General features: G+C 65.4%; 24 protein-coding genes. 15 read left to right on the top strand and 9 right to left on the bottom strand.

The features are described from left to right. Positions 1-129 precede the first annotated feature (129 nt). Positions 130-816, top strand: a complete 687-nt coding sequence (locus tag AC3ISA_RS03885; RefSeq protein ID WP_489179415.1) for a CPBP family intramembrane glutamic endopeptidase — start codon at positions 130-132, stop codon at positions 814-816. 85 nt (positions 817-901) lie between these two features. On the opposite strand, the gene AC3ISA_RS03880 is transcribed toward AC3ISA_RS03885, so the two are convergent. Both AC3ISA_RS03880 and AC3ISA_RS03875 read right to left on the bottom strand, forming a co-directional pair. Continuing rightward, positions 902-1300: a nuclear transport factor 2 family protein gene (locus tag AC3ISA_RS03880; RefSeq protein ID WP_489179414.1), complete on the bottom strand. Its 399-nt coding sequence runs from the start codon at positions 1298-1300 to the stop codon at positions 902-904. A 33-nt stretch (positions 1301-1333) separates the two neighbouring features. Next, a complete protein-coding gene (locus AC3ISA_RS03875; protein WP_489179413.1) occupies positions 1334-2293 on the bottom strand; it encodes an NmrA/HSCARG family protein in 960 nt (319 codons plus the stop codon). A gap of 116 nt (positions 2294-2409) precedes the next feature. Between AC3ISA_RS03875 and AC3ISA_RS03870 the strand changes: the two genes are divergently transcribed. Continuing rightward, positions 2410-3339, top strand: a complete 930-nt coding sequence (locus AC3ISA_RS03870; protein WP_489179412.1) for a LysR family transcriptional regulator — start codon at positions 2410-2412, stop codon at positions 3337-3339. A gap of 63 nt (positions 3340-3402) precedes the next feature. On the opposite strand, the gene AC3ISA_RS03865 is transcribed toward AC3ISA_RS03870, so the two are convergent. Continuing rightward, positions 3403-4329: a LysR family transcriptional regulator gene (locus AC3ISA_RS03865; RefSeq protein WP_489179411.1), complete on the bottom strand. Its 927-nt coding sequence runs from the start codon at positions 4327-4329 to the stop codon at positions 3403-3405. A gap of 187 nt (positions 4330-4516) precedes the next feature. Between AC3ISA_RS03865 and AC3ISA_RS03860 the strand changes: the two genes are divergently transcribed. Further along, positions 4517-4984, top strand: coding sequence for a nuclear transport factor 2 family protein (locus tag AC3ISA_RS03860; protein ID WP_489179410.1), 468 nt, complete (start codon positions 4517-4519; stop codon positions 4982-4984). A 533-nt stretch (positions 4985-5517) separates the two neighbouring features. Here the strand turns inward: AC3ISA_RS03860 and AC3ISA_RS03855 are convergent. Both AC3ISA_RS03855 and AC3ISA_RS03850 read right to left on the bottom strand, forming a co-directional pair. Continuing rightward, entirely contained in the window at positions 5518-6402 is an 885-nt protein-coding gene (locus tag AC3ISA_RS03855; RefSeq protein WP_489179409.1) for a hypothetical protein, read from the bottom strand. Between the two features lie 216 nt (positions 6403-6618). After that, positions 6619-7518: an AraC family transcriptional regulator gene (locus tag AC3ISA_RS03850; RefSeq protein ID WP_489179408.1), complete on the bottom strand. Its 900-nt coding sequence runs from the start codon at positions 7516-7518 to the stop codon at positions 6619-6621. Between the two features lie 94 nt (positions 7519-7612). Here AC3ISA_RS03850 and AC3ISA_RS03845 point away from each other — a divergent pair, with 94 nt between their 5' ends. The 10 genes from AC3ISA_RS03845 to AC3ISA_RS03800 all read left to right on the top strand — a co-directional run bounded on the left by AC3ISA_RS03845 (position 7613) and on the right by AC3ISA_RS03800 (position 19899). Beyond that, positions 7613-8371, top strand: coding sequence for an SDR family oxidoreductase (locus tag AC3ISA_RS03845; RefSeq protein WP_489179407.1), 759 nt, complete (start codon positions 7613-7615; stop codon positions 8369-8371). A gap of 417 nt (positions 8372-8788) precedes the next feature. Beyond that, positions 8789-9682: a DUF5996 family protein gene (locus AC3ISA_RS03840; protein ID WP_489180071.1), complete on the top strand. Its 894-nt coding sequence runs from the start codon at positions 8789-8791 to the stop codon at positions 9680-9682. 265 nt (positions 9683-9947) lie between these two features. Beyond that, positions 9948-10367 carry a VOC family protein gene (locus AC3ISA_RS03835; protein ID WP_489179406.1) on the top strand — a complete coding sequence of 140 codons (420 nt, stop codon included), beginning with the start codon at positions 9948-9950 and terminating at the stop codon, positions 10365-10367. Positions 10368-10789: 422 nt separating this feature from the next. After that, complete coding sequence (locus AC3ISA_RS03830) at positions 10790-11881, top strand: MBL fold metallo-hydrolase (protein WP_489179405.1); 1092 nt, start codon at positions 10790-10792, stop codon at positions 11879-11881. Then, positions 11878-13692, top strand: coding sequence for an amidohydrolase (locus tag AC3ISA_RS03825; RefSeq protein ID WP_489179404.1), 1815 nt, complete (start codon positions 11878-11880; stop codon positions 13690-13692). The genes AC3ISA_RS03830 and AC3ISA_RS03825 overlap by 4 nt, the downstream gene beginning before the upstream one ends. Next, complete coding sequence (locus tag AC3ISA_RS03820) at positions 13689-15065, top strand: alginate export family protein (RefSeq protein ID WP_489179403.1); 1377 nt, start codon at positions 13689-13691, stop codon at positions 15063-15065. Before AC3ISA_RS03825 ends, AC3ISA_RS03820 begins: the two co-directional genes overlap by 4 nt. A 37-nt stretch (positions 15066-15102) precedes the next feature. Then, positions 15103-17244, top strand: coding sequence for a prolyl oligopeptidase family serine peptidase (locus AC3ISA_RS03815; protein ID WP_489179402.1), 2142 nt, complete (start codon positions 15103-15105; stop codon positions 17242-17244). A 214-nt stretch (positions 17245-17458) separates the two neighbouring features. After that, positions 17459-18352, top strand: coding sequence for a pirin family protein (locus tag AC3ISA_RS03810; RefSeq protein WP_489179401.1), 894 nt, complete (start codon positions 17459-17461; stop codon positions 18350-18352). A gap of 125 nt (positions 18353-18477) precedes the next feature. After that, entirely contained in the window at positions 18478-19284 is an 807-nt protein-coding gene (locus AC3ISA_RS03805; protein ID WP_489179400.1) for a hypothetical protein, read from the top strand. A 3-nt stretch (positions 19285-19287) separates the two neighbouring features. Further along, positions 19288-19899, top strand: coding sequence for an RES family NAD+ phosphorylase (locus tag AC3ISA_RS03800; protein WP_489179399.1), 612 nt, complete (start codon positions 19288-19290; stop codon positions 19897-19899). A gap of 130 nt (positions 19900-20029) precedes the next feature. Here AC3ISA_RS03800 and AC3ISA_RS03795 read toward each other — a convergent pair whose 3' ends face one another. The 4 genes from AC3ISA_RS03795 to AC3ISA_RS03780 form a co-directional block, all read right to left on the bottom strand. After that, positions 20030-20965 carry a LysR family transcriptional regulator gene (locus AC3ISA_RS03795; protein ID WP_489179398.1) on the bottom strand — a complete coding sequence of 312 codons (936 nt, stop codon included), beginning with the start codon at positions 20963-20965 and terminating at the stop codon, positions 20030-20032. A 69-nt stretch (positions 20966-21034) separates the two neighbouring features. After that, positions 21035-21985, bottom strand: a complete 951-nt coding sequence (locus AC3ISA_RS03790; protein ID WP_489179397.1) for a glutathione S-transferase family protein — start codon at positions 21983-21985, stop codon at positions 21035-21037. Next, complete coding sequence (locus AC3ISA_RS03785) at positions 21969-23750, bottom strand: monovalent cation:proton antiporter-2 (CPA2) family protein (RefSeq protein ID WP_489179396.1); 1782 nt, start codon at positions 23748-23750, stop codon at positions 21969-21971. Before AC3ISA_RS03785 ends, AC3ISA_RS03790 begins: the two co-directional genes overlap by 17 nt. Beyond that, on the bottom strand, positions 23747-24391 hold the full coding sequence (locus tag AC3ISA_RS03780; RefSeq protein ID WP_489179395.1) for a CDGSH iron-sulfur domain-containing protein: 645 nt from the start codon (positions 24389-24391) through the stop codon (positions 23747-23749). The genes AC3ISA_RS03785 and AC3ISA_RS03780 overlap by 4 nt, the downstream gene beginning before the upstream one ends. A 187-nt stretch (positions 24392-24578) precedes the next feature. Here AC3ISA_RS03780 and AC3ISA_RS03775 point away from each other — a divergent pair, with 187 nt between their 5' ends. Both AC3ISA_RS03775 and AC3ISA_RS03770 read left to right on the top strand, forming a co-directional pair. After that, positions 24579-24818 (top strand): DUF2188 domain-containing protein, encoded by a 240-nt coding sequence (locus AC3ISA_RS03775; protein ID WP_489179394.1) that lies wholly within the window; start codon positions 24579-24581, stop codon positions 24816-24818. 4 nt (positions 24819-24822) lie between these two features. Further along, positions 24823-26088: a bifunctional alpha/beta hydrolase/OsmC family protein gene (locus AC3ISA_RS03770; RefSeq protein WP_489179393.1), complete on the top strand. Its 1266-nt coding sequence runs from the start codon at positions 24823-24825 to the stop codon at positions 26086-26088. Positions 26089-26141 lie beyond the last annotated feature (53 nt).

The raw sequence follows: 26141 nt of genomic DNA, 5'->3' as shown, positions 1-26141 counted from the left end.
GCGGGAATAATCCGGTGGCGGGGCGAAGTGCGTTTCCCACCTCAACAATCGTCGCGTGCCTCTGAGCGACGGGACGTGCGCCGGCTCCGGCCTATTCGGCTCACCGGATCCCAGATACGCAGGAAGGGCATGATGACCAGAGATGTCGACATCGATCGCCCGGGTTGGGTGGAGGCTGTGATCGGGCTCGTCACCATCGCCGTCGTGGCGATCGGCGGCTCGCTTGTGTTGGTCAAGTCCGAGATCGACCCCGTATTGCTCGGCCTGATCCTCGCGGCCATGTCCGGGATCGGCGGGCTCACGGCCTTCGCCGCGGCCTGGGCGCTGCGACGACGGCCTCTGGCTGCCTTCGGCGTGCGCGGGACGTCGGTTAGATGGCTACTCATCGCTGCGGGCGTCGGCGTTGCGACCTTCGTCGCGAAAGGGCTGGCGATTCTGCTTTGGGTCCACCTCACCGGCGATGATCGCAACATCCAGGAGGTCTATGCGACCGGCGCGAGCGGCGGGGTGTGGACCCTGGTGGTCTCGACGCTTTTCCTCAGTGTGCTTACGCCCATCGGCGAAGAGTTTTTGTTCCGGGGGGTGGTGACCAGCGCCCTGTTTCGGTTGGGGCCGCTCGTGGGCGTTATCGGGGGCGCTTTCATCTTCGCTCTGTTTCACGGGGTGAACATGGTCTTTCCCGCAGCCCTCGTCGTAGGCCTCGCGGCCGGAGAAATCTTCCGCCGGAGTGGCTCGATCTGGACGGCCGTCACCGTCCATGTCTTCGTCAACATCCCGACCATCCCTGTCCTTCTGCTCGCAAGGACGCTTACCTGACCCAGGCGGGCAGACCCGTTCGCCAACATCGACTTCCAAATGAACGCACTGAGACGCCGCCAGTCCTATTCACCTGCGGTGGCCATTAGCCGAACATGTCCGCGATCAGAAGAGTGTCCGCATACTCCCTGACCTCGGCGATCTTGCCTCGCCGGATAGTAAAGAGCATGTGGTACTGGTTCTCGTAGACCCTGCCATCGTTCAGATCGGCATGAGATCTGATCTCGACCGCAACCTGGTCACCCTCTGCGACCATACCGACGACGGTCATCTCGAGCCCGTCCTTCATGTGACTGAAGAGACCGCGCCAGATGCGCGCCATATCGTCCCTGGATTTGGTGCCCGCGCCGGCAAAAAGGTGAGGCTTGCCGAGGATCCACCAGGTCGCATCCTCGGTCATGGCCTCCAGGAGACCCGGAATGGACGCCTCTCCGAAATGCTCGAGGTACGCGCGCACCGCCTGCTTGTTGTCTTGAATGTTCATGTCCAACTCCCGTCTGTAGAGACCTCGCGCGGCTTAGCCGCCGAATGGCCGCTGCTCTCCCCGCCACCCGGTCGCGAGGAGGAACTGCTCCCAGGTGAGGGTCGACGGGTTCAGGCGACGGCTCCAGTCCAGATCACGGGCCGCGGTGAAGTAGCCGTACTCGACCGCGTATTCGACCATTCCGACCAGTTCGTCGACCAGGGGCTCGTTGGCCGCGAAGTCCGGGAAATAGTGAAGGAGGCCCTCGCGGCTGTAGGCGTTGCGATATTCAGCCTTGATGCCGGTCACACGCTGGAAGGTCTCGACCATCTCACGCGGCGAAAGGATGTCGCCGACGAGCGGAAGCGTCTGGCCGTTGTAGCGACCGGGGTCTGAGAAGAGTTCGAGCACGGCCGGTCCCGTTGCCGTGAGGGGATCGACGAACGGCGCTCGGAAATCCTCCGGGAGATAGATCGGCATGAGCAGCTTGCCGTCTTCCACGCGCGGAACGTAATACTCGAGGAAGTTCGTGTAGAAGAAAGCCAGCATTACGAACGAATGTGAGACTGGCAAGCTCCGGATGTAGTCGGCGATGAGCGCCTTCTCCGTGAAGTGCGGGACGTGCTTCCGAGAGCCAGTCACCGCCTTCGCATTCTCCAGCGTGCTGAAGACGATATGACCGACGCCGGCCTCGACCGCCGCATCGGCCAGCTGTTTGCCCAGAGCGAACTCCACGCCGTCCTGCGGATCCACCTGTGGCGTCATCAGGTACACGCCATCGGAGCCTTCGAAGGCCGCGACCAGCGCTTCGCGCCGAACCGGTCCTGCTGGCACAATGCCGATCTCGGCTCCGAGACGCTCCAGGGCACGCGCCTCGTTCGAGTCCCGGTTGCGCGTGATGGCGCGAACTCTGAATCGCCCACTGTCCAGAAGCGTGGCGGCGACGCTACGCCCCTGCTTACTTGTCGCGCCGTAGACCGAAACGAGCGGCTTGGTGTTGTTTGTCGTTGTCAAAGTTCAACCCTTCGATTGTTGGGCGGCCGCACCGGGGGTCGGCTCCGCCATCGACTTCGAGAGCCATTTAGGCCATGCCTTGGGCGGCGATAATGGCTTCACGATGCATGGGATCGATGCAAAAAATGCACGAAAGGACGGGCGGCTATTTCGATCAGATCGAGGCCTTCGTAGCGGTCGCTGATCACGGCGGCTTCGCGGCGGCGGCCCGTTTTCTCGGCAAGGACCCTTCGGTCCTGTCCCGCCGGATCGACGCTCTGGAACGGCGCCTGGGCGTGCGGCTATTCGCCCGGACGACCCGCCGAGTCGGCCTGACGGAGGGCGGCGCAGCCTATCTGCGAAAAGTGCGAACGATCCTTGCGGAACTCGCCGCTGCCGACGTCGAGGCATCGGACGGCGCGGCCCGCCCGCGCGGCTTACTTCGCGTGACTATGCCGAGAACCTTTGCGCGGCTTTGGGTCGTGCCATGGCTGCCTGCTTTTCTTCGCGACTACCCCGAGATCGAAATGGACCTCGAACTAGGCGACCGGCATTTCGACCTGGTTGCGGAAGGATTTGATGTCGCGATCAGGATCGGCGGTCTCGCCGACAGCTCGCTTGTGGTTCGGCGCCTTGCATCTTTCCAGACCGTCCTCTGCGCGTCGCCTGCGTATCTCGCCGAGGCGGGCGCTCCCTCTACGCCCGATGATTTGCGAGACCATCGCTGCCTTGGATTGAAGGTGCCGAACTTCTGGCCCGATTGGCGTCTTCGCCGGGGCGACGAACGTGCCACTTTGCCTGCACCGGCTCAGTTCAGGACCGACGATGGCAGCAGCATGGTGCTCGCAGCGCTTGAGGGCGGGGGCATTATGCTGGCCTCAGAATGGTCTTGCGGCAGGGATCTGGCTGCGGGACGCCTCGTCCGTGTTCTTCCGGACTGGCGGATGGACCACGAGGGCGACGTCCAGATCCTACTTCCACCAGGACGGCTCGTGCCGGCCAAAACACGCCTGTTCATCGAGAGGGTGATTGCCGAGTTCAGCCCCTCAGCGCCTTGGACGCGTTGAACCGGGCCGCTCACGGCTACGCCGCATCGCCCATCGCAGAACGCATGCCGCTGCCGGCTTCGGCTAAAGTCGATCCGTGCGTTGGAGTTGATGACCCACAGCCTGACTTTCGAAACGCTCGATCAGGAAGCGGGCAGCTGGTCCCGGCGGGTTGTTGCTCGGGTAGATCGCCTGCAGGCGGTAAGGGCCGCCGCGCACGTCCGGCATGTCCAGCAGGACCAGCCGGCCAGAAGCGAGATCCTCGCGGACCATAGGCTCCGGCATATTGCCCCAGCCGATTCCTTCCTTGAGCAAAAGATGTTTGGCGCCGAGGTCCGCCAGCCTCCAGGTGCGAGTTCCGACGACCGCATACTCCACGCCCTGGGTGAGGGAGGATCGGTCCGTAAGCACCAGCTGGACATGGTCACGTCCCGCGCCGGGCGGGTTTCGGCCGGCCAGCGCGAGCGGATGGGTGGGAGCGGCGACGGGCACCAATTCCACATAGCCGACGCCGACCCGCTCAAGGCCCGCGATCTCGACATCCAGCGGGCCGCTGACGCCCACACCCGCTGCACCGTTCAGGACCATCTGGGTAACGGCGCCGAGCGCCTCGACGCAGAGGCTCAAGGTGACGGTCGGATAGGCCTCGCTGAACGCCCTCAAGGCGTCCGTCACGCGGGCGGCCGGAAGCATCACGTCCAGCGCGAGATTGACCTCCGGCTCCAGCCCCTGAGCCAGTCCCTTGACCTTGGCGCGCAGGCCGTTGACGCCGTTTGTAACGGTTCGCGCTTCAGCCAGGAGGGTTCGCCCGACGTCGGTCAGCTGGGGTGTCTTGGTCTGGGTCCGGTCAAAGAGCCGGACGCCGAGCTGGTTTTCCAGATTGGCCACCGAATAACTGATCACCGACGTCGCACGACCGAGCTTGCGTGCGGCCGCGGTGAAACTCCCCGTCTCAACGATGGTGATGAAGACCTTCAACTGGTCGAGCGTGGGAGCGCCGGGCTCTGTCATTCAACGTCCTGGATCGATCAGGTCAAAACTGCACGTGCGCCTATCATCGCGCGGTCGGTTTGATCAATAAATCCGAACATCATCATCGATTTAATGAGGATTATCCGAATGAGCTTAGCGGGATAGACAGCCGCCCTCTGTCGTCCTCGACAAACGGACCGAGGTCGGCCGCCCTTTGGAGATACCTATGACTATCGTCCCGAAAGACATCGTCGCCGACTTCCTGGCCAATACGGCCCCCGACAAGGTTCAGGCCGCAGCCGACCGGCTGGTCGCTGAGGACGCTGATTACATTTCGCTGAACTTCGAAAACGCCGATCTCAAGAAAATCTTGCCTTGGACCGGCACGCAGAAAGGCCGTCAGGCCTACGTCGAAACCTTCCTTGGCGTTGCAAGGTGGTGGACGATCGACGCCTTCAGCATCTCCGCGATCTTCGGCGAAGGCGAGGACGTCGCCGTCTTCGGCGACTTCACCTACACCTCCAATACCTTGGGCAAGACCGTCCGCTCCCCGCTGGCGATCCATGCCAAGGTCCGCAATGGAGTGATTGTCGCCTTCATGTTCATGGAAGATACCTTCGCCACATCCCGCTCCTTCAGCGCGGACGGGTCATGGTCCATCAAGACGCCAGCAGGACCTGAGTTCACGGTCTGAAGCCCGGTCGTCGATCGAGCTCGTAAGCACACGAGAGAAGGTCGTCCTCTCGAGATGACCTTCTCTCCATTTGCCTATCATGGAGTCGGACGGCCGGACGGGCAGATTGATGCTGGTTCCGCATGTCTTAGTCGAACGGAGCGGTCCGCCGCGTCCTGCAAAGCTGGCTGCCAGGCGGACGGTAACGGGCTCCATCTGCCGGCCCATTTGAAGACTCAGGAAGCTCTCGGTCTTTAAGACCGACCGGCTGCACGGTGAAGCATTAGCGGCGTCCCGGAAGCGGCGACACGGTGTCGCTTCAAGCGACCGGAGCGGGCACAGGTCCGCCTCGCCGTGCGTCGACCACTGAAATGGCCGAAGCAGCCGTCGACCGCAAACTCCCCTATGCAGCGGATCGACCGAGCGGCGACATCTTTTGGCGACTAGCTTTGCTGGTCCATGTGGACTGGCGCCGCCGCGCAGTGCAGGCGTTTTCTACAGGCGGCCAGGTGGGTCAATGCCCCAAGGTCCACGACGTTGAAACCCGGGGGCGGTTAGACTGGCCGCCCATCCGCTTCAGCTGAGAGACGTGACGACGCCGAAAACGCGAACATCTCCAGAGCGACACCAATAAGGATCCCCAACGCGAGGAACTCCAGAAGGAACTGGCTCCAGCTGAACATGCCGATCCAGACCGATCCGCCCGTGAAAAACCCGTACACGAATGTCCCGCCCACAACCCCCTTGATAAGAGCGGCGAGTCCGCCGAGGACCAGCAGGCGGATCGGTCGGGACCCGGGGAGTCCATCCCAAGCCAAAGCCGCCATGAGCGTACCGCCGGCGAGCGCCTCAATGAATGAGACATACGCGCTGACTGTTACGTGAAACGGATACGGGAAGGCGTAGAGGTCGCCTCGCGCCAGTCCGGCGAAATGCTGCATAACCGGCGCAAAAGCGAGGTTGACCAAGGTCTGCGCCACCGTGGCCAGCGCGCCCGCGGCCAGCGCGATCATGAACAGCGACTTTCCACCCCGCACCCAACGCCCCAGGACCACGCAGAGACTAGCGAGCGTCGCGCATCGGATGAGCGGCTTTACAAGCGCCAGCACAGAATACTCCCAGCCTCCCGTGACCACGCTTGTCATGATGGCCACCCGGAAGGTCTCCTGCAGGCCGAGAAGCACAAGAAACACGACCACGATCCGTGTCAGAACGCTGCGGCGCCCGAGGCGCGGCTCGGCCAGGCGGAGGAAGCAAAGCAACCCGAGACAGACCAGTGACTGATGTAGCCATACTGCAACGCGCGGCGGCTCTGGCAGGGGAAAGGGAACACCGCTCGCCAGCATGCCCACATGAATGCTGAGAGCTACAAACCCAGCGAGCAGAAGGCTTCCGGCAAGCAGCCAGGGCCTGCGGGGAAAAGTCAGATCGAACGGCATTGGTGTCTCGCGGAGAAGGCGTGGCAGGCGAGGGCGGCAGCGCGACGTGTTCGCTGTGTTCTGGCGTGACGTGTCACACGCCAACCCTCATCCCATCCCCCACCTCCTACGCGAGGCCCCTCTCTCTGCTAGGCCTCCGTTCGGGGTTTCAGTGTTCTTGTTCGGGCTAAGGCTGAGGATTAAGAAAAGCGTCAGCACAAGCGGCGCCAGCGAAGGTCACGCGACGTTCGCTTTCCCGCGAGCGTAAGAGCCTGGCGCAAATCCCTCATGTCGCGAGAACGCTACGGAGAAGGTGCTGGCCGAGCTGTAACCGACACGGCGTGCGACCTCGCTCACGCTGAGCGCCCCGCCGCGCAACAGGTCCTTGGCGACCGCCATTCGCCATCCGAGCAAATACTCCATGGGGGCGATCCCGACTTCGCGGCGGAACCGGCCGAAGAAGGTCGATCGCGAAAACGCGGCTTCCTTTGCCAAGTCGCCGATCGTCCAAGGCCGGCCAGGCTCAGCATGCATCCGCGTAAGGGCCGCAGCGAGTTGCTCGTCGGCAAGCCCGCGCAGCAGTCCGGGCGCAGCCAATGGCTTTGTCGTCGCGCGAAACGCCTCGATCAAAAGCACCTCCAAAAGATGGGTCAGCACCGTTTCGCGGCCGGGACGACGGCCGCTCGCTTCGTCTCTCAGAAGTTCGACAAGAGCTGTTAATCGTCGCTCGCCCCGCACGATCACGAACTCCGGCAAGAGCGAAACGAGTAACGCCGCGTCATTCGAAGCGAACACGCAATGCCCGACCAGCATCCGAACGTCCGGCGTCCCCGGCGCTCCCAGGTGGAACTCACCGGGGCGGACCTCAACCGGTTCGGACACCAAGCCGTGAGGAGGAAGCGTCAGGCTTGTCATCGTGAAACTATGGGACGCCGGAACCAGGATGAAATCGCCTTTGGCGACCCTCACCGGTTCGCGCCCCTTGATTGTCAATTCGCACTGACCCTCGAGCACAGCGCAGTAGAACGGCAGCCGTCCCGGCGGCTGCACGGCCCACAAGCCCGCGCCCGTCACAAGCTTGGAGAACGAAGCTTTGGGCATGAGCAAGCGGATCACTTGAGCGAGCGGGTCGGTCACTGTCGGACTAATTCTAAAAAACTTCGGACTTTCGAACGTAGTGCGTCCGGCTGCTCCGGGCTACCTCTCGCTTCAAAATCTCAGGAGATCTTCGATGAAAACCGTTCTGATTACCGGATGCTCGACCGGCTTTGGCCGGGAAACCGCCGTCCATTTTCTTGAAAAAGGCTGGAACGTCGTCGCGACAATGCGCGACCTTTCAGCCAACAGCTTGCCGGCGTCCGACCGACTGCGCATTCTGACGCTTGATGTGACCGATCCGGAAAGCATCAAGGCCGCAATCGCCGATGCCGGCGTGATCGACGTTTTGGTGAATAATGCCGGCGTCGGTTGGCTCAACGCGGTGGAGGGGACATCGATGGAGACCGTGCGTCAGGTTTTCGAGACCAATACCTTCTCGATGGTCGCAATGATGCAGGCCGTCTTGCCGGGCATGCGCGACCGGGGGAGGGGCATGATCGTCAACATTAGCTCCAGCACGACATTCAAGCCGTTGCCGCTTCTCTCGATCTATCGCGCGAGCAAGGCTGCTGTGAACGCGCTGACGGAATGTGCAGATCTGGAACTTGCCCCGTTCAATATCCGTGCGCGCGTGGTCGTTCCGGGCGCTGCGCCCATGACCCATTTCGGTACGACCGCCCGCGTGCGGATCGCGGCCAATGGAGGCTTTCCCGACGCCTATGCCGACTTCGTTCAACAGACGATGGCCGGCATGCAGCAACATGCAGCGGGCGGCGCGGTGACAACTTCGCAGGACGTGGCTGGAGCCGTCTTCCGAGCAGCAACCGATCCGAACTGCCCGATGATTTTACCAGCCGGCGCTGACGCCGTCGCCTGGTCTGAAGGCCGCTGAATCCTGTATCCAGCAGAGGCGCTGACGCGATCAGGTGACGATTGACGAGACGATCTGATCTGGTCCGAACGAGCCGGTCCGCTGGTCGCGCTGGAAAGAAATCCGCGGTCGGCAAGTCTGTTCCGTGGCGGCAGCGGCCAGTCGCGCTGGGCGCCGTCCATCGGGAGGGAAAGGGCTGCGTCGGGCAGTATCTGACTTCTCAACCGGGAGTTTTGCGACCTATCGGCGAGGGACCGAGCGGTCGGACTCCAGAGTGAAATCAGAGTAAATACCCGGACGCAGGAGAAGAACGCGTTGTTCTCCTATCCTCGGCCGCGCGCTCCGCAGTAGGTGATAATGCTGCTTCAAGGAGAACCAGCCATGACTGACCGCGACGATCGATGGCCTGCGCTTGACTACGCGTAGTGGCGCGACCCTCTGATGACGCTCAGGCTCTGGACGCAGATGGTCGGTAAGGTCCGGGTGGCGCATGAGCCCTGGCTCAACCACTCGTGGCACGTGCCGCTCTACGTCAGCGCCAGCGGATTGACGACGTCGATGATTCACACCGCCGGATCGGCGTTCGAGATTGAGTTTGACCTTGTTCAGGACCGGCTGTTGCTTCGAAGCTCAGACCATGCCGACACCGGGTTCCGGCTCGAACCCATGTCCATGGCCGACTTCCACGCCAAGCTGATCCGTGCACTTGAAGCGATTGGCGTCGACCCGCGCTTCGACGGCATTCCGAGCGAGATCGCGGACGCCACCCCCTTCGCCGAGGATCGCATCCATTTCGCCTACGACGGAGAAGCGGCGCGGCGGTTCTGGCGCGCACTGCTGTCGATTGACCATGTCTTCAAGCGCTTCCGCACCGGCTTCGTCGGCAAGGCCAGCCCCGTGCATTTCTTCTGGGGGAGCTTTGACCTGGCGGTCACCCGCTTCTCGGGCCGTAGCGCTCCGGTCCATCCAGGCGGGGTGCCCGGCCTGCCAGACGCCATCGCCCGCGAAGCCTACGACTACGAGGTCAGCAGCGCCGGCTTCTGGCCGGGAGATGAGAACCATCCGGAGGCTTCATTTTATTCCTACGCCTATCCGGCTCCTGACGGCTTTGCAGAGGCCGTTGTGGGGCCCGATGGGGCGGGGTTTTCAAAAGAGCTTGGCGAATGGTTGTTGCCTTACGAACTTGTCCGGAAGGCCCCAGACCCAGAGGCGGCGCTCCTCGAATTCTTGCAATCGACGTTTGAGGCTGCGGCATCGACGGCTGATTGGGATCGGTCGCTTGAATGCCGGACCGGAGCACCCCGCAGGCCCCGTCCTGTCGCGAAATCCTGAGTTCTGTAAAAGCCAAGGTCTGAGCGGCTCCGGTGGTCGCTCCGGTTTTCGGAATGCCCAAAGCTCTTTTGGCGGAGGTGGCATTTCGTTGTCACGAAGCGGCGTTGGCCATACCCCACGGATCTTCTGGGTACGAGAGAGGCCTGATTGCTGTCCGACCGTTCCCGCGGCCCGCCGCCGGTCAACGCGGCGTTGCTGGTTACAGGGCGTTCCTTAGCCCGCAACAGACGCAGAACAATCTGCACCCGTTGATGGAAGGTATCTGATGACAAGAGAAGTCAAAGGTATTCCGGCGCCGGATTCCGGTCTGGTTGCGACGCTGTTCCTCGTCGTTGCAGACGTCGAGCGATCAGCGCGCTTTTACCGCGATGTCCTTGGAGCGACGATCACGCGGTCCGCTGACCCGGCTGTCGTCCGTTTTGCCAACATCTGGATCATCATGAACCCCGGCGGCGGGACTACGCCCGATAAGCCAAACATTGCCCTGGCGACGCCCGCGCCGAACGCTGCCGTGTCCGCCTTCATGAACGTGCGCGTCGCCAATATCGACGCCGTCTATCGTGAATGGTCGGCACGGGGTGCTGAATTCCTGACCCCGCCGTTGCCCAATGGCGACGAACGCCGGTGTTACGTCGTCGATCCCGACGGCCATCTCATCGAGGTGGGCGAGCACAGGCCAGCTTAGCACCCACTTGGTTTCGACCGCGGCGCCGAGATCCAGCGTTCTTACCTGGTCGATGTCGAGGGCCACGCCCTCAATCGCGAAGGATCGTAGGTTCGCCCGGAAGGCGGTGAACCCGCGGCCAGCGCCGCTCGATGCTTCGCCCTCGCCTTGGGGGCGGTCCAGAGAGAACTTTTCCAGCCAGCCACTGTGGACCATTGTTCCTCCCGCGCCTGAGTGCTCCACGAACTGACCGTGCGCGCCGTTTAGGGTGACCATCACGGTTTCTCGCGGTCTGTATGTCCGTAAATTAGTCCGGGCCTACGCACATGCGACCGAGCGCTTCCTGGTCCACCAAGAGAGTGGACTGAACGGCGGATTGTTCTCTCTCTACGCACAATGAGTTCCCGAACCCGGTGCCCCGCTTGGCCTCCCAGACGGCTACCTTGCCAGCAGATATTCATCGGGAGCTGCTCAGCGTGAAACTTCAATCCTATCTCGTGCCCGCCGCGCTCGCCGCAGCGCTGACGGCGGCCGGCGCCGCGCAAGCCCAGACCGTTGGGTCCCCTGAGCACGCCAGCGCCGCCTACGCCCGCGCTGCGGCCGCCCGCGCCCCCGAAGATCCAAACCTGGTGTGGACGCCCGCCGCGACAGCGCTCATGTCACGCGAGATTGCCCCGGGCGTCTTCGCCGTCTTCCCGGACGACGCGGAAAGAAGGAGCGCGGAGGGGACCCCCGCAGCGACGTCGGGCGGGTTCATCGTCGGGCGCGACGGCGTCCTGCTCATCGACACCATGATCAACCGTAATCTCGCCAATCAGCTGCTGGCGCTCGTCGCCGAACGCAGTGCGGCGCCCATCCAGTACGCGGTCAACACGAGCTATCATGGCGACCATTCCTACGGAAACCAGTTTCTGCCGGAAGCCACGCAGGTCATCCAGCACACCAACACCCAGACCTATGTGCAGACCAAGTTCGAAGAAGACATAGCCTTCATGGGCCAGAATTTCGGCTCTGAGTCAGGTCTGTCGGAGCTCACGCCGCAAAGCGCCGAAATCCTCTTCCAGGACGGCGAGTCCCGCGACATTGATCTGGGCGGCAAGATCGTTCGCGTCATGCATCTCGGTTTTGCGCAGTCGCAGGGCGATCTGTTCGTCTACGTCCCGTCCGACAAGGTGCTCTTCACGGGCAACCCCATCCTGAGCGGCGGCCCCTCCTTCTCGTGGCTGCTGGACGGTCACGTGGCCGACGCCACCGCGACGCTGCGGCGGATCAGGGCCGAGTTCCCGGCCGACACGATCATCGTGCCCGGCCACGGCGTGCCGACCGACATGGGCGCTGTGGATCGCCATATCGCCTATCTCGAAGAGCTGCAGCGCGAGGTCGCGTCCGCCAAGGCGGAAGGCCTGACGTCCGAGCAGACGCAAGCGCGGGTGACCGAGCGAATGGCGGCCGCATGGGGTCAGTACAAGGTCTTCCCGTTCATCCACACCCAGGTCAACATTCCAAAAACCTACGCCGAGGTGGGCGCTCAATGAGCCGTTTCAATCGCCGGGCCCTGTTCGCGCTCACTGTCGCCGCCGCCCTCGGGTCCCCGGCGGCGCAGGCGCAGGATCTGATTGTCCATAACGCGCGGATCACCACGCTGGACCCCGCGCGGGCCGAAGCCACTGCGCTCGCGGTTGACGACGGCGTGATCACGGCGGTCGGCGACGACGCCGAGATCCTCCGACTGCGCGCGCCGGACACGCGCGTGGTCGATGCAGGCGGCCGGCGAATGATTCCGGGGCTCAACGACTCTCACTCCCACTACATCCGGGGTGGGCTGTCGTGGAACGCCGAGCTCCGTTGGGACGGCGTGACGACGCTGGCGGAGGGTTTGCGCCTGATCCGCGAGCAGGCCGCTCGCACGCCGGAAGGGCAGTGGGTGCGGGTCATCGGGGGCTGGACGCCCTGGCAGTTCGCCGAAAAGCGGCTTCCGACCAAGGCGGAACTGGACGCCGCCTCGCCCGACCGGCCGGTCTATGTCCAGTATTTTTACAGCAAGGCGATCGTGAACACCCTGGCGCTCGCAGCGCTGGGCTTCACCCCGGATACCACGGCTCCCGAGGGGACCCGGCTGGAGACCGATGCGAGCGGGGAGCTCACCGGAGTTCTGATCGCCGATCCCCATCCCCAGTTGATGTACCAGAGCGTCGCCAAACTCCCGGCCCTGTCGCCGGAGGAGCAGCGCAACTCGACCCTGCAGCAGTACCGCACGCTTGCGCGCTATGGATTGACCAGCGCCATCGACGCGGGCGGCGGCGGGCAGGATTATCCGGACGACTATGACGTCGCGATAGGTCTGGCGGGCGAGGGGCTGCTGCCGATCCGTTCGGCGTTCAATCTGTTCGCGCAGCGCCCGGGCCGCGAGCTCGAGGACTTCCAGACCTGGACGGCTGGTAGCCGGGCCGGACGCAGCTTCGGCGTTGTCGAGGACGAACTCGAGCTTCACGGCGGCGGGGAGTACCTGGTCTGGGCGGCGGCCGATTTCGAGAACTTCCAGTCCCCGCGGCCCGACATTCCAGAGGCGGCGCGTGTCAAGTTGAAGGAAGTGGTCCAGTTGATGGTGAAGGAGCGCTGGCCGTTCTCTCTCCACGCCACCTACGACGAGACCGTCTCTGTGATCCTGGACGTGATCGAGGAGGTGAATCGCGACACGCCGCTTCAGGGCCTGCGCTTTTCCATTGATCATGCCGAGACCATCAGCGACCGCAACATCGAACGGGTCAAGGCGCTGGGCGGAGGGATCGCGGTCCAGAGCCGGATGCGCATGCTTGGCGATGATTTCGTCGCCCGCTATGGCCCCGAGCAAGCGGCCCGCACGCCGCCGGTTCGCCGGATCCTGGATGCCGGCGTGCCGCTCGGCCTCGGAACGGACGCACCGCGAGGGTCGACGTTCAACCCGTTCGTGACCCTCCACTGGCTGGTGACCGGGGAGACGGCCAGCGGCCGGGTTCTGTACGGACCCGAGAACCGTCTGACGCGCCTGGAGGCCCTGCGCGCCCACACGGTGGGGAGCGCATGGTTCTCCGGCGAGGAGGATCGCAAGGGGATCCTGAAGTCCGGCCAGCAGGCCGACTTCGCCCTGTTGAGCGCCGATTATTTCAGCGTGGCACCGGGTGACATCGCAGGGCTGGAGTCTGTCCTGACCGTGGTCGGCGGCGACGTGATCCACGCGACCGGGGCGCTCTCCGCCCTGGCTCCGGCGCCGTTGCCTGTCCTGCCCGCCTGGTCGCCCGTCAGCCACAATCCGGCCTATGCGACCGACCCGTCGGCGCCGGGTGAACCGCGGGCGGGCATGGAATGAGGGTCTGGTCCAGCGGCGCCGGGGTCGCATTGGCCCTGGTCGCGAGCCAGGCGCTCGCTCAGCCATCCCCCGAACCGGAGACCTGCGCCGTCAAGCTGAACCGCTGGACCGAGGATTGCCGCAACCTGGCGGACAGTCCCCGGACAGGTCTCGAAGCCCTGCGCTATGTGCCGCTGGCCGCTGACGGAGCTATCTGGCTGACGGTGGGCGGCGAGTTCCGCACGCGGGCGGAAGGTCTGGACAGCGTCGATTTCGGGATCGGCGACGGCCCGGACTACGGTGTTCTCGCCTACCGGTCGCTTCTCCATGCAGACCTGCGCACGCAAGCCGGGCCGCGCCTGTTCGTACAGCTTTCGGCGGCGGGTCAGGACGGGCGCGAGCCGGGCCCGCGAGCGTTCGACGAGAGCGACCCGGATCTGGCCCAGGCCTTTGTGGACGTTCCCGTCCAGTTCGACGGCGGGTCGGTCTCCTTGAGGCTTGGCCGGCAGGAGCTCAGCCTGAACAATCGTCTGGTCGCGCTGCGCGACGGCGTCACCCTGCGCCGCGCCTTTGACGGCGCACGGGTCGATGTCGAGGCCCACGGATGGGCAGTGACCGGCTTCTACGTCAGCCCCGTGCTCAATCAGCCGGACGCGTTCGACGACCGGACGACGCCGGGGGAGACCTTCGGCGGCGTCAGCATCGCCTTGCCGCATGAGCAAGACGGGCCGGTCTGGAGCCTGTTCGCGTTCGAGCGGAGCCGACGTCTCGCGCGCTATGCTTCGGCCGTCGGCGAGGAACGGCGCCAGAGCTACGGCTTCCGCTATGCGGCTGATGGCGACCGGTCCGACCTTGAGGTCCAGATCGTCGCGCAGACTGGCGAAGTCGGGGAGCAGGGCGTCTCGGCCTGGGGCATGGCGGTGGATTACGGCTGGCGGCCCTCGCCCGGATCGCCGACCCGGATCGGGGCGGAGTTCAGCGTCGCGAGCGGGGATGGCGACGCCGGGGATGGCGAGCTCAACACCTTCGATCCGCTCTACCCGAACCTGGGCGCCTTCGGCGATGCCCCGCTTTACTACTATGCGAACCAGATCAATGCGCAGGTCAATGCGCAGCGCAGGTTCGGCGCGGTCACGCTGCAGGCGGACGTGACGCTAACCGGTCGATACGATACGTCCGACGCGATCTATACGAGCCCCGGCAGGCCGCTGGCCACGCCGCCGTCCGGCGATCGCCTTTCGGCGGTCCTCCTGGAAGCGTCGGCGCGGTGGTCCGTGCGGCCAGGCGTCGAGCTCTATACATCGATCCTTCGCGCCGAGGCGCTGGATGGCATCCGCAATGCAGGCGGCGACGACGTGGCGTTCGGGCTCGTTCAGCTCACGGCCGCGTTCTGATCGCTTTTCCTGGCTTCAAGGCCCTGGAGATCCCCTGATGCGCGCGGCGCTCAGCCTGATGATGGCGACCGTCCTCGCCAGCTGCACCGCCAACAAGGAAGGCGCGACCATGGCGCTTCATTACCCGAACACCGTCCGCGGTGAGGTTGTCGATGATTACTTCGGTCAGCGGGTCGCCGATCCGTATCGCTGGCTTGAAAACGACGCCCGCACCGACCCGGCAGTCGCCTCGTGGGTCGAGGCGCAGAACCAGCTCACGGAGAGTTATCTGCGAACCCTTCCGGGGCGCGACGTCTTCCGGCAACGGCTGACCGAGCTGTTCGACTACGAACAGATCCATGCGCCGAAGAAGCGGGGCGGGCGGTATTTCTACATGGGTCAGTCCGCCCGGGAGAATCAGGGCGTGCTGTACGTGCGCGATACCCTGGACGGAGCCGGCCGCAGGCTCATCGATGCCAATGACTGGTCATCGGGCGGGACAATCGCGCTCGCGGACTGGGCTCCGTCCGGCGACGGGTCGCATGTCGCCTATGCGGTCCAGGAAAACGGGACCGACTGGCGCACGCTCAAGGTGATGAACGTCGGCACCGGCGCGGTGCTTGAGGACGAGGTGAAATGGGCCCGCTTCACCCAGATCGAATGGCTGAACGACGGGTCCGGCTTCTTCTACATCCGCTTCCCCGAGCCCGACGAGGGGGCGGCTTTCGAGGCCGGCATCGCCAACCACGCGGTCTATTTCCACGCGCTCGGCACGCCGCAATCGGCCGACCGTCCGGTGTTCGCCACGCCGGAAGAGCCGGGGCAGGTCCACTACATCGACGTGACGCCGGACGGCCGGTACCTCGCCATCTCGACGTTGAAGGGGGCCGGCAGCAACGCCCTGACGGTCGTTGACCTGGAGGACTCCCGATGGACTCCCCGGTCGATCATCGCTGACCACGATCACGAATGGAGCGTGATCGACAATGTCGGAACCTCGCTTCTGGCCGTCACCACCCAAGGCGCGCAACGGCGCAAGATCGTCAGCATCGAGCTCGCCGGCGCAGGCCCCTTATTCCGCGACGTCGTCGCTGAACGGGATTCTGTTCTCAACGACGCCTGGTTGCTTGGAGGTCGATTGATCACGTCCAATCTCGTCGATGCAAAGACGGAACTGCGGCGCTACCGGCTCGACGGGACGCCGGACGGGATGATCGGCCTGCCGGGTGTCGGAAGCGCTGGCGGCTTTCAGGGCGATCCCCGGGAGTCGGAAAGCTTCTTCATCTTCACGAGTTTCAACGCGCCGGTCAACGTGTACCGCTACGACATAGCGTCCAACATCGCCGCTGTGTGGGCCAGACCTGACGTTCCGGCTGACCTGGACAGGATAGAGGTCCTGCAGAGATTCTACGTCTCCAGTGACGGCACGAGGGTGCCGATGTTCATCGTCCGCAGGCGCGACCTCACAGGCCCGGCCCCGACCTTGCTGCAAGCCTATGGCGGCTTCGGCATCGCCAACGTCCCGTTCTTTTCCGCGCTGCAGCTCGCCTGGGTCGAGCAGGGCGGGGTGGTCGCCGTGGCCAATATTCGCGGGGGAGGGGAATACGGTGAGGCCTGGCACGAGGCGGCGCGCGGACCCAATCGCCAGAAGGCGTTCGACGACGTCATCGCCGCGGCGGAAGACCTCCGAGGCGGCGGCATCGCCAGGGCGGACGGGATCGCCGTCCAGGGAGAATCCAATGGCGGGCTGATGGTCGGCGCGGTGATCAACCAGCGCCCCGACCTGTTTGCGGCGGCCCTGCCGGGCGTTGGCGTGCTCGACATGCTTCGGTTCAATCGCTTCACCGGCGGGCAACTCTGGGTGACGGAGTTCGGCGACCCGGCGAACGAGGCCGATTTCCGGGCGCTCTTCGCCTATTCGCCCTACCACGCCATTCGTTCCGGGAACGACTATCCGGCGATCCTGGTCACGACCGCCGACACGGACAACCGGGTCGTGCCGGGGCACAGCTTCAAATACACCGCCGCCCTCCAGGCGGCGGACCTGGGAAACCGGCCGAGGATCATCCGGATCGAGACTGAGGCGGGCCACGGCGGGGGCAGGCCGCTCGACAAGGTCATTGAGGAGACCGCCGACATGTGGGCGTTCGCCGCCCGGTGGACCGGGCTCGAGGTCAGAGGTCCCGACCGCGCCGACTGACCCGGGCGTGCGATCCGAGCCGCGCTTCGACCGCAAGCGCGTGCCCTGGCCGATCAGGCGAAGTGTCATCGAACGCGGATGTTCCGCAATCCGCAACGCAGTGTTGCGCCGCGGCCCATTCCCCCCGGGAATGAGGAATGGCATGACCCCCGCACCGCCATCGTGGGAGGCCTGACAAGGCGCTTGCGGCGCCAAGGTCAGGGGAAAGAGCGACATGATTGAACTGGTGATCGATCAGAGGCGCCGCAGCCTCGGCGGAGGCTTGGAGGTGGGCCGGGTGCTGCCTTCGGAGACGCGCCGGATGGTCGGGCCCTTCATCTTCTTCGACCACATGGGCCCGATGGACGTCGCGGCCGGCGTCAGCCGCGAGGTAGACGTCCGCCCCCACCCGCATATCGGACTGTCGACCGTCACCTACCTCTATTCGGGGGAGATGATGCACCGCGACAGCCTTGGCTACGAACAGGCCGTTCGGCCGAACGAGGTCAACTGGATGACGGCAGGCCGGGGCATCACGCACAGCGAGCGTCTTGAGAAGGGGCGCGCGGTCGGAGATCATCTTCACGGCATCCAGGCCTGGGTGGCGCTCCCGACCGGCGACGAGGAAACGGACCCCGCCTTCGATCACTACGAAGGCCGCGATCTGCCGTCCTGGGATCCGGCAGGCGTGCGCGGCCATCTGATCGCCGGCGCCGCCTACGGCCTGACGGCCAGCGCGCGCACCCATTCGCCGCTTTTCTACGTACATCTCGATCTCGACGCCGGAGCGTCGGCGGAAATTCCCGCCGGCCACAGCGAGCGGGCCATCTATGTCGCCAGCGGCGAGGTCGCCGTGGGCGGGCGATCCATCGGCGCAGGGCAGATGGCGGTCCTTGGGGCGGCCGCCTCATCCCTGCGCGCAGAGCGGCCTTCGACTGTGATGGTCCTGGGCGGAGAGCCGGTCGGCGAACGCTATCTCTACTGGAATTTCGTGTCGTCCTCGCCGGACCGTCTCCGCCAGGCGGCGGAAGACTGGAAAGCCGGACGCATCAAGCTGCCGGACGCCGATGATCTGGAGTTCACCCCCTTGCCGGACAGTGCGCGCATCTCGCCGTCGACGGGCGTCTGACGGACGACCTTGGGCGCGGGTTTACATGCGCCAAGGGGGAGCTTGCCGGGGGCAATGTCGCCTTCATGCCAATCCTCGAATCTGACGAACTTGACGAACGAGGATGCGCGCGCCATCTTGTCGGCATGGCCACCAACAAGTCCACGCCCGCGCAGCCGCAGCGCCATGGCCAGTTCAAGCCGGTGCGAAGCCGGGTCGCCAAGGTCGCCAAGACCAAGGCGTTTCTGGAGTCCGGCGTCTCAAGGCATGCAAAGCCCGGCAAGACTGCGATTCCGTCTTTTGCCGAGGAGGTTTCGGCGAAGTCCGCGAAGAAGCCGCTCTACAGGCATGTGTCTCACGGGCCGGACGACGACGTCGTGCCAGAGCGGCTGAGGGCGTTCTATCGCCGCGCCTTGGCCCGTAGCCTCCAGGCCGGCCGCGGCGTCTCCATGCATGTCGTGGTGCGCCCTGACGGGACCGTGGATCTGCGGCGCATGCCGGTGACGCCGCCCGCCAGCGTCGCCGACGTCGCCCCGGCTCCGGCCGAGGATCTCGACGGCGCCCTGAGCCGGGCCCGCGCGCGGGGTGATGCCCGCGCGGCGCTTGTGCTGAACGGTCAGGACATGTTGAGCGCGGACGCCTTTGGCGACCGGCTCGGCGTGACCCGGGAAACGGTCAATACCTGGCGCAAGGCGAGGGCGGTGCTGGGCCTGGAGCGCGCCAAACGCGGTCTTCGGTATCCGGACTGGCAGATCAACGATGCGGGTCGGCCCTATGCGGTGATACCGCGTCTGTTCGAGGTGATCGGGGATGATCCATGGGCCGTGTTCCTGTTCCTGACCCGGCCGCAGTCGGCGCTCGACGGCCGCGCGGGTCGCGAGGTCATGGCGGAAGGTCGTGACGAGGACCTCATCGAGGCGGCGAGGGGCCGGGGCCTCGGGGATTTCGCCTGACCCATGGCTGCTGTCGCTCCTCCTCACGCGTTCAATGCGCAGACGCTCGACCTGCACGTCGTTCAGCCGGGCGAGACCTTCGGCAGGATTTATGACGCGCGCTATCCGGATCCGCTGGGGTTTGGCAAGACGCGCAGCCGCTTCAGCGACCCGAGAACCGGGCGCAAGGCGGAGAGCCGGTACGGGGTGCTCTACGTCGGCTCCTCGCTGAAGGTCTGCTTCCTCGAAGCCGTGCTACGCGATCGGAGAGACGGGATCGGCGCAGACCTTGACATGGCGGAGTCCGAGCTGCGCTCCCGCAACTACGCGTCGATCCGTGCGGAGCAGCCGCTGACCCTGATCGACCTGACCGGCGACAATCTCATCCGCATGGGAATACCGACCGATGTGGCGCGCGACTCCCGCCAGGGTCTGGCGCGCAAATGGTCGCTCGCCTTCCATGAGCATCCCCGAAGCGTGGATGGGATCTACTACCCGTCGCGTCTCAACGGAGGGCTGAACATCGCAGTCTTCGAGCGCTCCGTGGCCAAGCTGGGCGAGATCTCCGCCCTGCCCTTGATCAGCACGCCCGGTCTGGCGGCGTGCCTGGATGACTTCAAGGTCGCCCTGTTCTAGCGGCGACCTGGCGCGGCGCCGTCAGGCCTTCGCGGCGCCGCCTGAACGGTCCGCCATATCGATGGCGTCGATTCCCCACAGGCGACTGGCTGGCCTGGCGAAGGGGTCAGTCCCTGCCTGTCGGTTCGACCTATGCGGCTGCGGTGACCGAAAAGCGCCGCGGCCCCGGACGGGCCATGGCGATCGCCGCGTCGGGGTTCGACTCCTGCCAGAACTCGATCAGCAACTCGCTGAGCACGCGGATCTTGCGCTCGGGATGCTGGCCCGGCGGCCGCAAAACGTAGGCTCCGGCAGGCGGCGGCGGGAAACGGGTCATGATCGGAACCAGGGCGCCCTTCGCCTCGTGTTCGCCGGTGAAGACGGTGGGGAGATAGGCCAGGCCGAGGCCGGCGACCGCAGCGGCCGTCAGCGCCATTCCGTTGTCGGCCTTGAAGCGGCCCTGGGGACGAACCGTGAGCACGGTCTCCCCATCCAGGAACCGCCACGCTTCCGAGCCCTGCATCAGGGCCTCGTGAGCGACCAGTTCGTCGGGGTTTTCCGGCGCGCCGTGGGCGGCGATATAGGCCGGGCTGGCCATCAGCTTGACGTCGACGGGTGAGATGCGTCGCGCCACCAGACTGGAATCCTGGAGGTAGCCGATCCGTATCGCGCAATCGTAGCCTTCGGCGACGAGGTCCACGAACCGGTCCGTATAGGCGGCCTGAACGCTGAGTTCGGGGTGGCGACGCGCCAGTTCGGCGAGGACCGGCGCGACATGGGTGGGGCCGAAGGCGAGAGGCGCGGCCACCCGAAGGCGGCCGCGAAGATCGCCTTTGGGCAGAATGGTCTCCCTCGCCACGTCCATCTCGGCGCAGACCCTCGCGGCGTAGTCCCGGAAGGTGGCCCCGGCCTCGGTCAGCAACGTCCCTCGGCTGGTCCGGGTCAGCAGTTGAACGCCGACTTCGGCCTCGAGCCCGAGGAGACGGCGGCTGACGATCGACTTCGCCACCCCGAGCCGTCGGGCCGCGGAAGACACGCCCCCGGTATCGGCGACTTCCACGAAGCAGCGCAGCGCCTCGATATCCACCTCAGAGGTCCGGATGTTTCGAAAGCGGACGGATGATGAACCGTAACCGCTGGCCGCAGGGGGGCCGCATCACCGTCTGCCGAACCGCGCGCGATCATGCGGAGCGCGCAGATCGATCGACGGACCGGCGGGGATGATCCCCGAGGGGTTCACCCAGCGCTGGCTGAAGTAATAGTGGCGCTTGATCTGGTCGAGATCGACAGTCTCGGCGACACCCGGCATCTGGAAGACGTCCCGCAGCCAGTTGTCGAGGTTGGGAAAGTCGGCCCAGCGCCGGACATTGCATTTGAAATGGCTGTAGTAGACGAGGTCGAAGCGGACTGCGGTCGTGAACAGCCGGACATCGGCCTCTGTGAAGCGCGAACCCATCAAATACCGTCGCGAGGCAAGCCGGTCCTCGAGCCTCTCCAGAGTCTGGAACAGCGCCCAGACGGCGTCCTGATAAGCGGCCTGCGACCGCGCAAAGCCCGACTTGTAGACGCCGTTGTTGACCGTGTCGTAGACGACGTCGTTGAGCGCATCGATCTCCTGAGCCAGGTCGGCCGGGTAGAGGTCGAGGTCCGCGTCGCCCCAGGCATCGAACGCCGAGTTGAGCATGCGGATGATTTCCGCCGACTCATTGCTCACGATGGATCCGGACTTCCGGTCCCAGAGCACCGGAACGGTGACGCGGCCGGTATAGGTCGGATCCGCCGCCGAATAGACCTCGTGGAGGAAGCGGAACCCGTTGATCGGCTCCGGCTGGTCTCCGAACGTCCATCCGTTCTCGAGCATGTCCGGATCGACCACGGTGACGGAGATGACGTCTTCGAGCCTCTTGAGCTTGCGCACCATCAGGACCCTGCTGGCCCAGGGGCAGGCGAGCGAGACGTAGAGATGATAGCGACCCGGCTCTGCGGGAAATGCGGCATCGGGGGCCGCCGTCACCGCATCGCGAAATGCGCTCGCCTTGCGCTTGTAGGCCCCACCCTCGAACTCGGCAGCGTTGGTCGTCCAGCGACCCTCAACCAGAACGCCCATCGTCTTTGTCCTCATGTGAAGGCGTGGCGGCTTCCCGCTGCACCAGATCCAGGCCGGCGTAGACGCCGCCGGCCAGTTGACGTTCGAACCGTTCACGGTCGCGCTGACGGAAGGTCCTGACCAGGACCTCGAGCGCCGTGGGCGTCATTCCGAGAGCCTCCAAAGCCTTCTCGCCCAGTTTCACCGCCGACTCGAAGGTTTCGCGGATGTGGTAGTCCACGTCGCGTCCAGCGAGCTCCAGTCCGTGATTGCGGTCGGCCGAGCGGACGAACAGCTTGGCCATCGGAAACTGGGCGCGGGCGATATCGACGATCCGCGTCGCCGCCGCGGCGTCGTCGATGCAGACGCAGATCAGCTCCGCCTTGGCGGCGCCCGCGGCCTTCAGAAGGTCGATGCGCGACCCGTCTCCGTAGTGGACCTCCATGCCGTAGCGACCGGCCGCGTCGATCGCCTCGACCTGGCTGTCGATCATGATGACTTCGACACCTCGCATCATGAGGAGCTGCGAGACCACCTGGCCGACTCGCCCGAACCCGATCACCAGCGCCGTACCGCGCGCGTCCCGGAAATCGCTTTCGCGGTCAGCGCCTGGACTGCCCCGGGCGATCCTCTCAGCCAGGGCGACCATCAGGGGAGTGACGGCCATGGACAGAGTGACGACAGCGGTCAGGATGGCGGCGGTCCCGGTCGGCATGACCGAGCCCGCGGCGGCCGCTGCGAACAGCACGAAGGCGAATTCCCCGCCCTGCGAAAGCACCGCGCCGAGCTTGAGGGCGTCGCGCCAGCCGGAACCGGTCGATCGCGCCAGCAGGAGAATGACCCCGGCCTTGGCGAGGATCACGCCGGCGACGCCGAGGAGGATGGCGGGAAGATTGTCGAGGACGGCGCGAAGGTCCAGTCCCATCCCCACGGCGATGAAGAACAGGCCCAGCAGCAGGCCCCGGAAGGGCTCGATATCGGCTTCCAGCTCGTGCCGGAACCGCGATTCCGCCAGCAGCACCCCGGCCAGGAAGGCCCCCATGGCCATGGACAGGCCGGCGAACTGCATCAGCGCCGCAGCGCCGAGAACCACCAGCAGGGCGGCTGCGGTCATGATTTCGCCCGCGCCGGACCGGGCGAGGATCTTGAAGAGAGGGTTGAGGGCGAAGCGGCCGACCACGATCACCGCGCCGACGGCGCCGATCATCATGACAACGCTCAGCCAGGCCGGCGTTGCGTCCGCGCTCGTCGCCCCGCCTTCGCCGAGCAATCCGACCAGCGCCAGCAAGGGGACGATCGAGAGATCCTGCAGGAGGAGAATAGCGAAGGCGCGTTGCCCATAGGGAGCGGCCAGATCGTTTCTCGCTTCGAGCAGGGGGACGGCGAAGGCCGTCGAGGACAGGGCGAGGCCGGCGCCGCCGATGACGGCGGCGGGCAGCGACAGCCCCAAAGCCCACAGCCCCACGCCGAGGACGACCCAGCAAGCAAGCACCTGACCCAGGCCCAGACCGGCGATGTCCCGACGCATGGCCCACAGGCGGCTGGGTTTGAGCTCGAGGCCGATGATGAAGAGCAGCAGAACCACGCCGAGCTCGGCGAAGGTGAGGACTGAGCCGGGGTCGTCGATCAGCCCCAGGATGGAGGGACCGACAACAACGCCGGCGGCGATGTAGCCGATCACCGCCCCAAGCTTGAGGACGCGGAACAGCGGCACGGCGATGACGGCCGCCCCTAGAAAGACCAGGGGCGCGGCGAGTTCGAGACCGTGGTGAACCTCGCCGGTCACGGTTGGTCCGTGAAGCCGACGCGCTTGTGGCTCCCGTCGCAGAAGGGCTTGGACGCCGAGGCGCCGCAGCGGCAGAGGAAGGCCGTTTCCAGCCGGTCGATCGTGCGCCCGGTCCCGGAAAGGATCTCCAGCGATCCCGAGACCATCAAGGGCCCGTTCGGGGTCGGGGTCACCGTCAGCGGTTCGTTCCGGACGTCCAGAGCCTTGGACCTCCGCGTCTCGGGTTCACCCGTCGCCACGAAGCCGCTGTCATGGTGGCTTCCGTCGCAATAGGGCTTGTTGCGCGAAGCCCCGCAGCGGCAGAGCGTCGCCCTGAGGCTCGCGCCGCCCCCGGCGATGGCGAGATCAGCGTTGAGGGCGAGCGGACCGTTTTCCCGAAGCCTGATCGTGTTCACGACCGGGCCGGTTTCGGGAAGGCCGCCGTCATGGCGTTCATAGGCGATAGCGCCGGAGGGGCAGCTGCGCGCGATCGCGATGACCTCTTCGGCGGGCGCCGCGTCCGGATGAATCCACGGCCCCTCCGCATTGGGGACGAACACATCCGGCCGACCCATCACGCAGTTGCGCGAATGAATGCACCGGTGAGGGTGGATCAGCACGGTGACGTCCGTGCCCTCATAGCGTTCGATCATGTCGTCCATTCAAGGCCCCTGCAGGAAGCCGGAGTCTAGCGGCTGCACCCCCAGATCGCCGCGCATCTTCGCAGAACCGAGAGTTCCGTTCGGGAGAACGAGGACTGTTCTTGAACCACGAATGCCGTGTTCACGCATGCTCGCCGACGGATCGGGCGATCGCCGCCATAGTCGCATTTTGGCGGGAAGTTCAGAGATGGCGACGGTTGTGTACGAGATCATCCCCCACGACGGGGGCTGGGCCTATCGGGTCGGCGGGACGTATTCGGAGACCTTTCCGGTCCGCGAGGCGGCCGTGACGGCTGCGCACGCCGCGGCCTCGCGACAACGCCGGCCCGGCGATGACGCATCGATCCGGTTTGAAGACGCGCAGGGACGCTGGAAAACCGAGCAGGCGTCCGGGTCCGACAGGCCCGAGACGCGGGCGGGCGACTGATCGCGTGCTGACGCGTCCGTTCTCTTTCACCGGCGCGGGCGGGCAGCGGCTGGCCGGCAGCCTGGATCTTCCCTCCACCGGTGAGCCCCGCGCTCACGCGCTCTTCGCCCACTGTTTCACCTGCACGCGATCCTCGAGAGCCGCGATCGCGATTTCGGCGGCGCTTGCCGACGCCGGGATCGGCGTGTTGCGGTTCGACTTCACCGGCCTGGGCGCCAGTGAGGGCGAGTTCGCCGGGTCGACCTTCAGTTCGAGCGTCGCGGACCTGACCGCGGCGGCCGAGATGATGCAGTCGGTCGGGCGCGGGCCACAGCTCCTCGTGGGCCACAGCTTGGGCGGCGCGGCCGTGCTGGCGGCCGCCGCGTCGCTCCCCGGCGTTACGGCGGTGGCGGTCATCGGCGCGCCGTTTCGTCCCGACCACGCCGAAGGCCTCCTCGGTGACCGCCTGAAGGTGATTCTGGAGACAGGTCAGGCGGCCGTCGATCTCGGCGCCGGGCCGTTCACTGTCCGACGAGAGTTTGTCGAGGATTTACGGCGGCAGGATTCGGCCATAGTCGTCCGGGGACTCCGGCGCGCCTTGCTCGTCCTGCAATCGCCCGTCGACCAGATCGTCTCCCTCTCCAACGCCTCGGAAATCTTTCAGGCGGCGCATCATCCCAAAAGCTTCGTGTCCCTGGATCAGGCCGACCACCTTCTGCTCCGGCCGGCCGACGGACGTTACGCGGCGAACGTCATCGCGGCCTGGGCCGAGCGATACCTTCCAACGCACGGCGCCAGGGTCGGGCCGCCGCTCGGAACCGTCGAACTGGAGGAGACGGGAACCGGACGGTTCCGCACGCACATTCGCACCGCCACCGCAGATCTGACGGCGGACGAGCCGACGACGTCGGGCGGTTCAGGCGAGGGCTCCACGCCCTTCGAGTTGCTGAGCAGCGCCCTGGGCGCGTGCACGCTGATGACCATGCGACTGCAGGCCGAACAAACGGGCGTGGCGGTGGAACCGCTGGCGGTGACGGTAACGCACCGCAAAGACAAGGCGGCTGTCCCGCCCGACATCTTCGAGCGCACCATCCATCTTCCCGAGGGGGTAGGACCGGTTCTGCGAGAGCGTCTGTTGAAGGCGGCGGAACGCTGCCCCGTGCATAAGGCCCTGACGGTCGGCGCCCAGGTCGTCACCATAGCGCAAGCGACGGGGCGTCACATCGCACAGGGCCGCCAGACCCCGCCCTTCCCCTCTAGGCCCAGAGGTCGACGCGATTGCCGGCCTTGAAACGCGAACGGCAAGAGGCTATCGTTCTCCGGCTAAGCACACTCTTCGCAGAA

Source organism: Brevundimonas sp. KH_058 (genome assembly GCF_057838505.1).
Note: the sequence above shows the minus strand (reverse complement) of the source record. Positions and strands in the feature narration are given on the sequence as shown.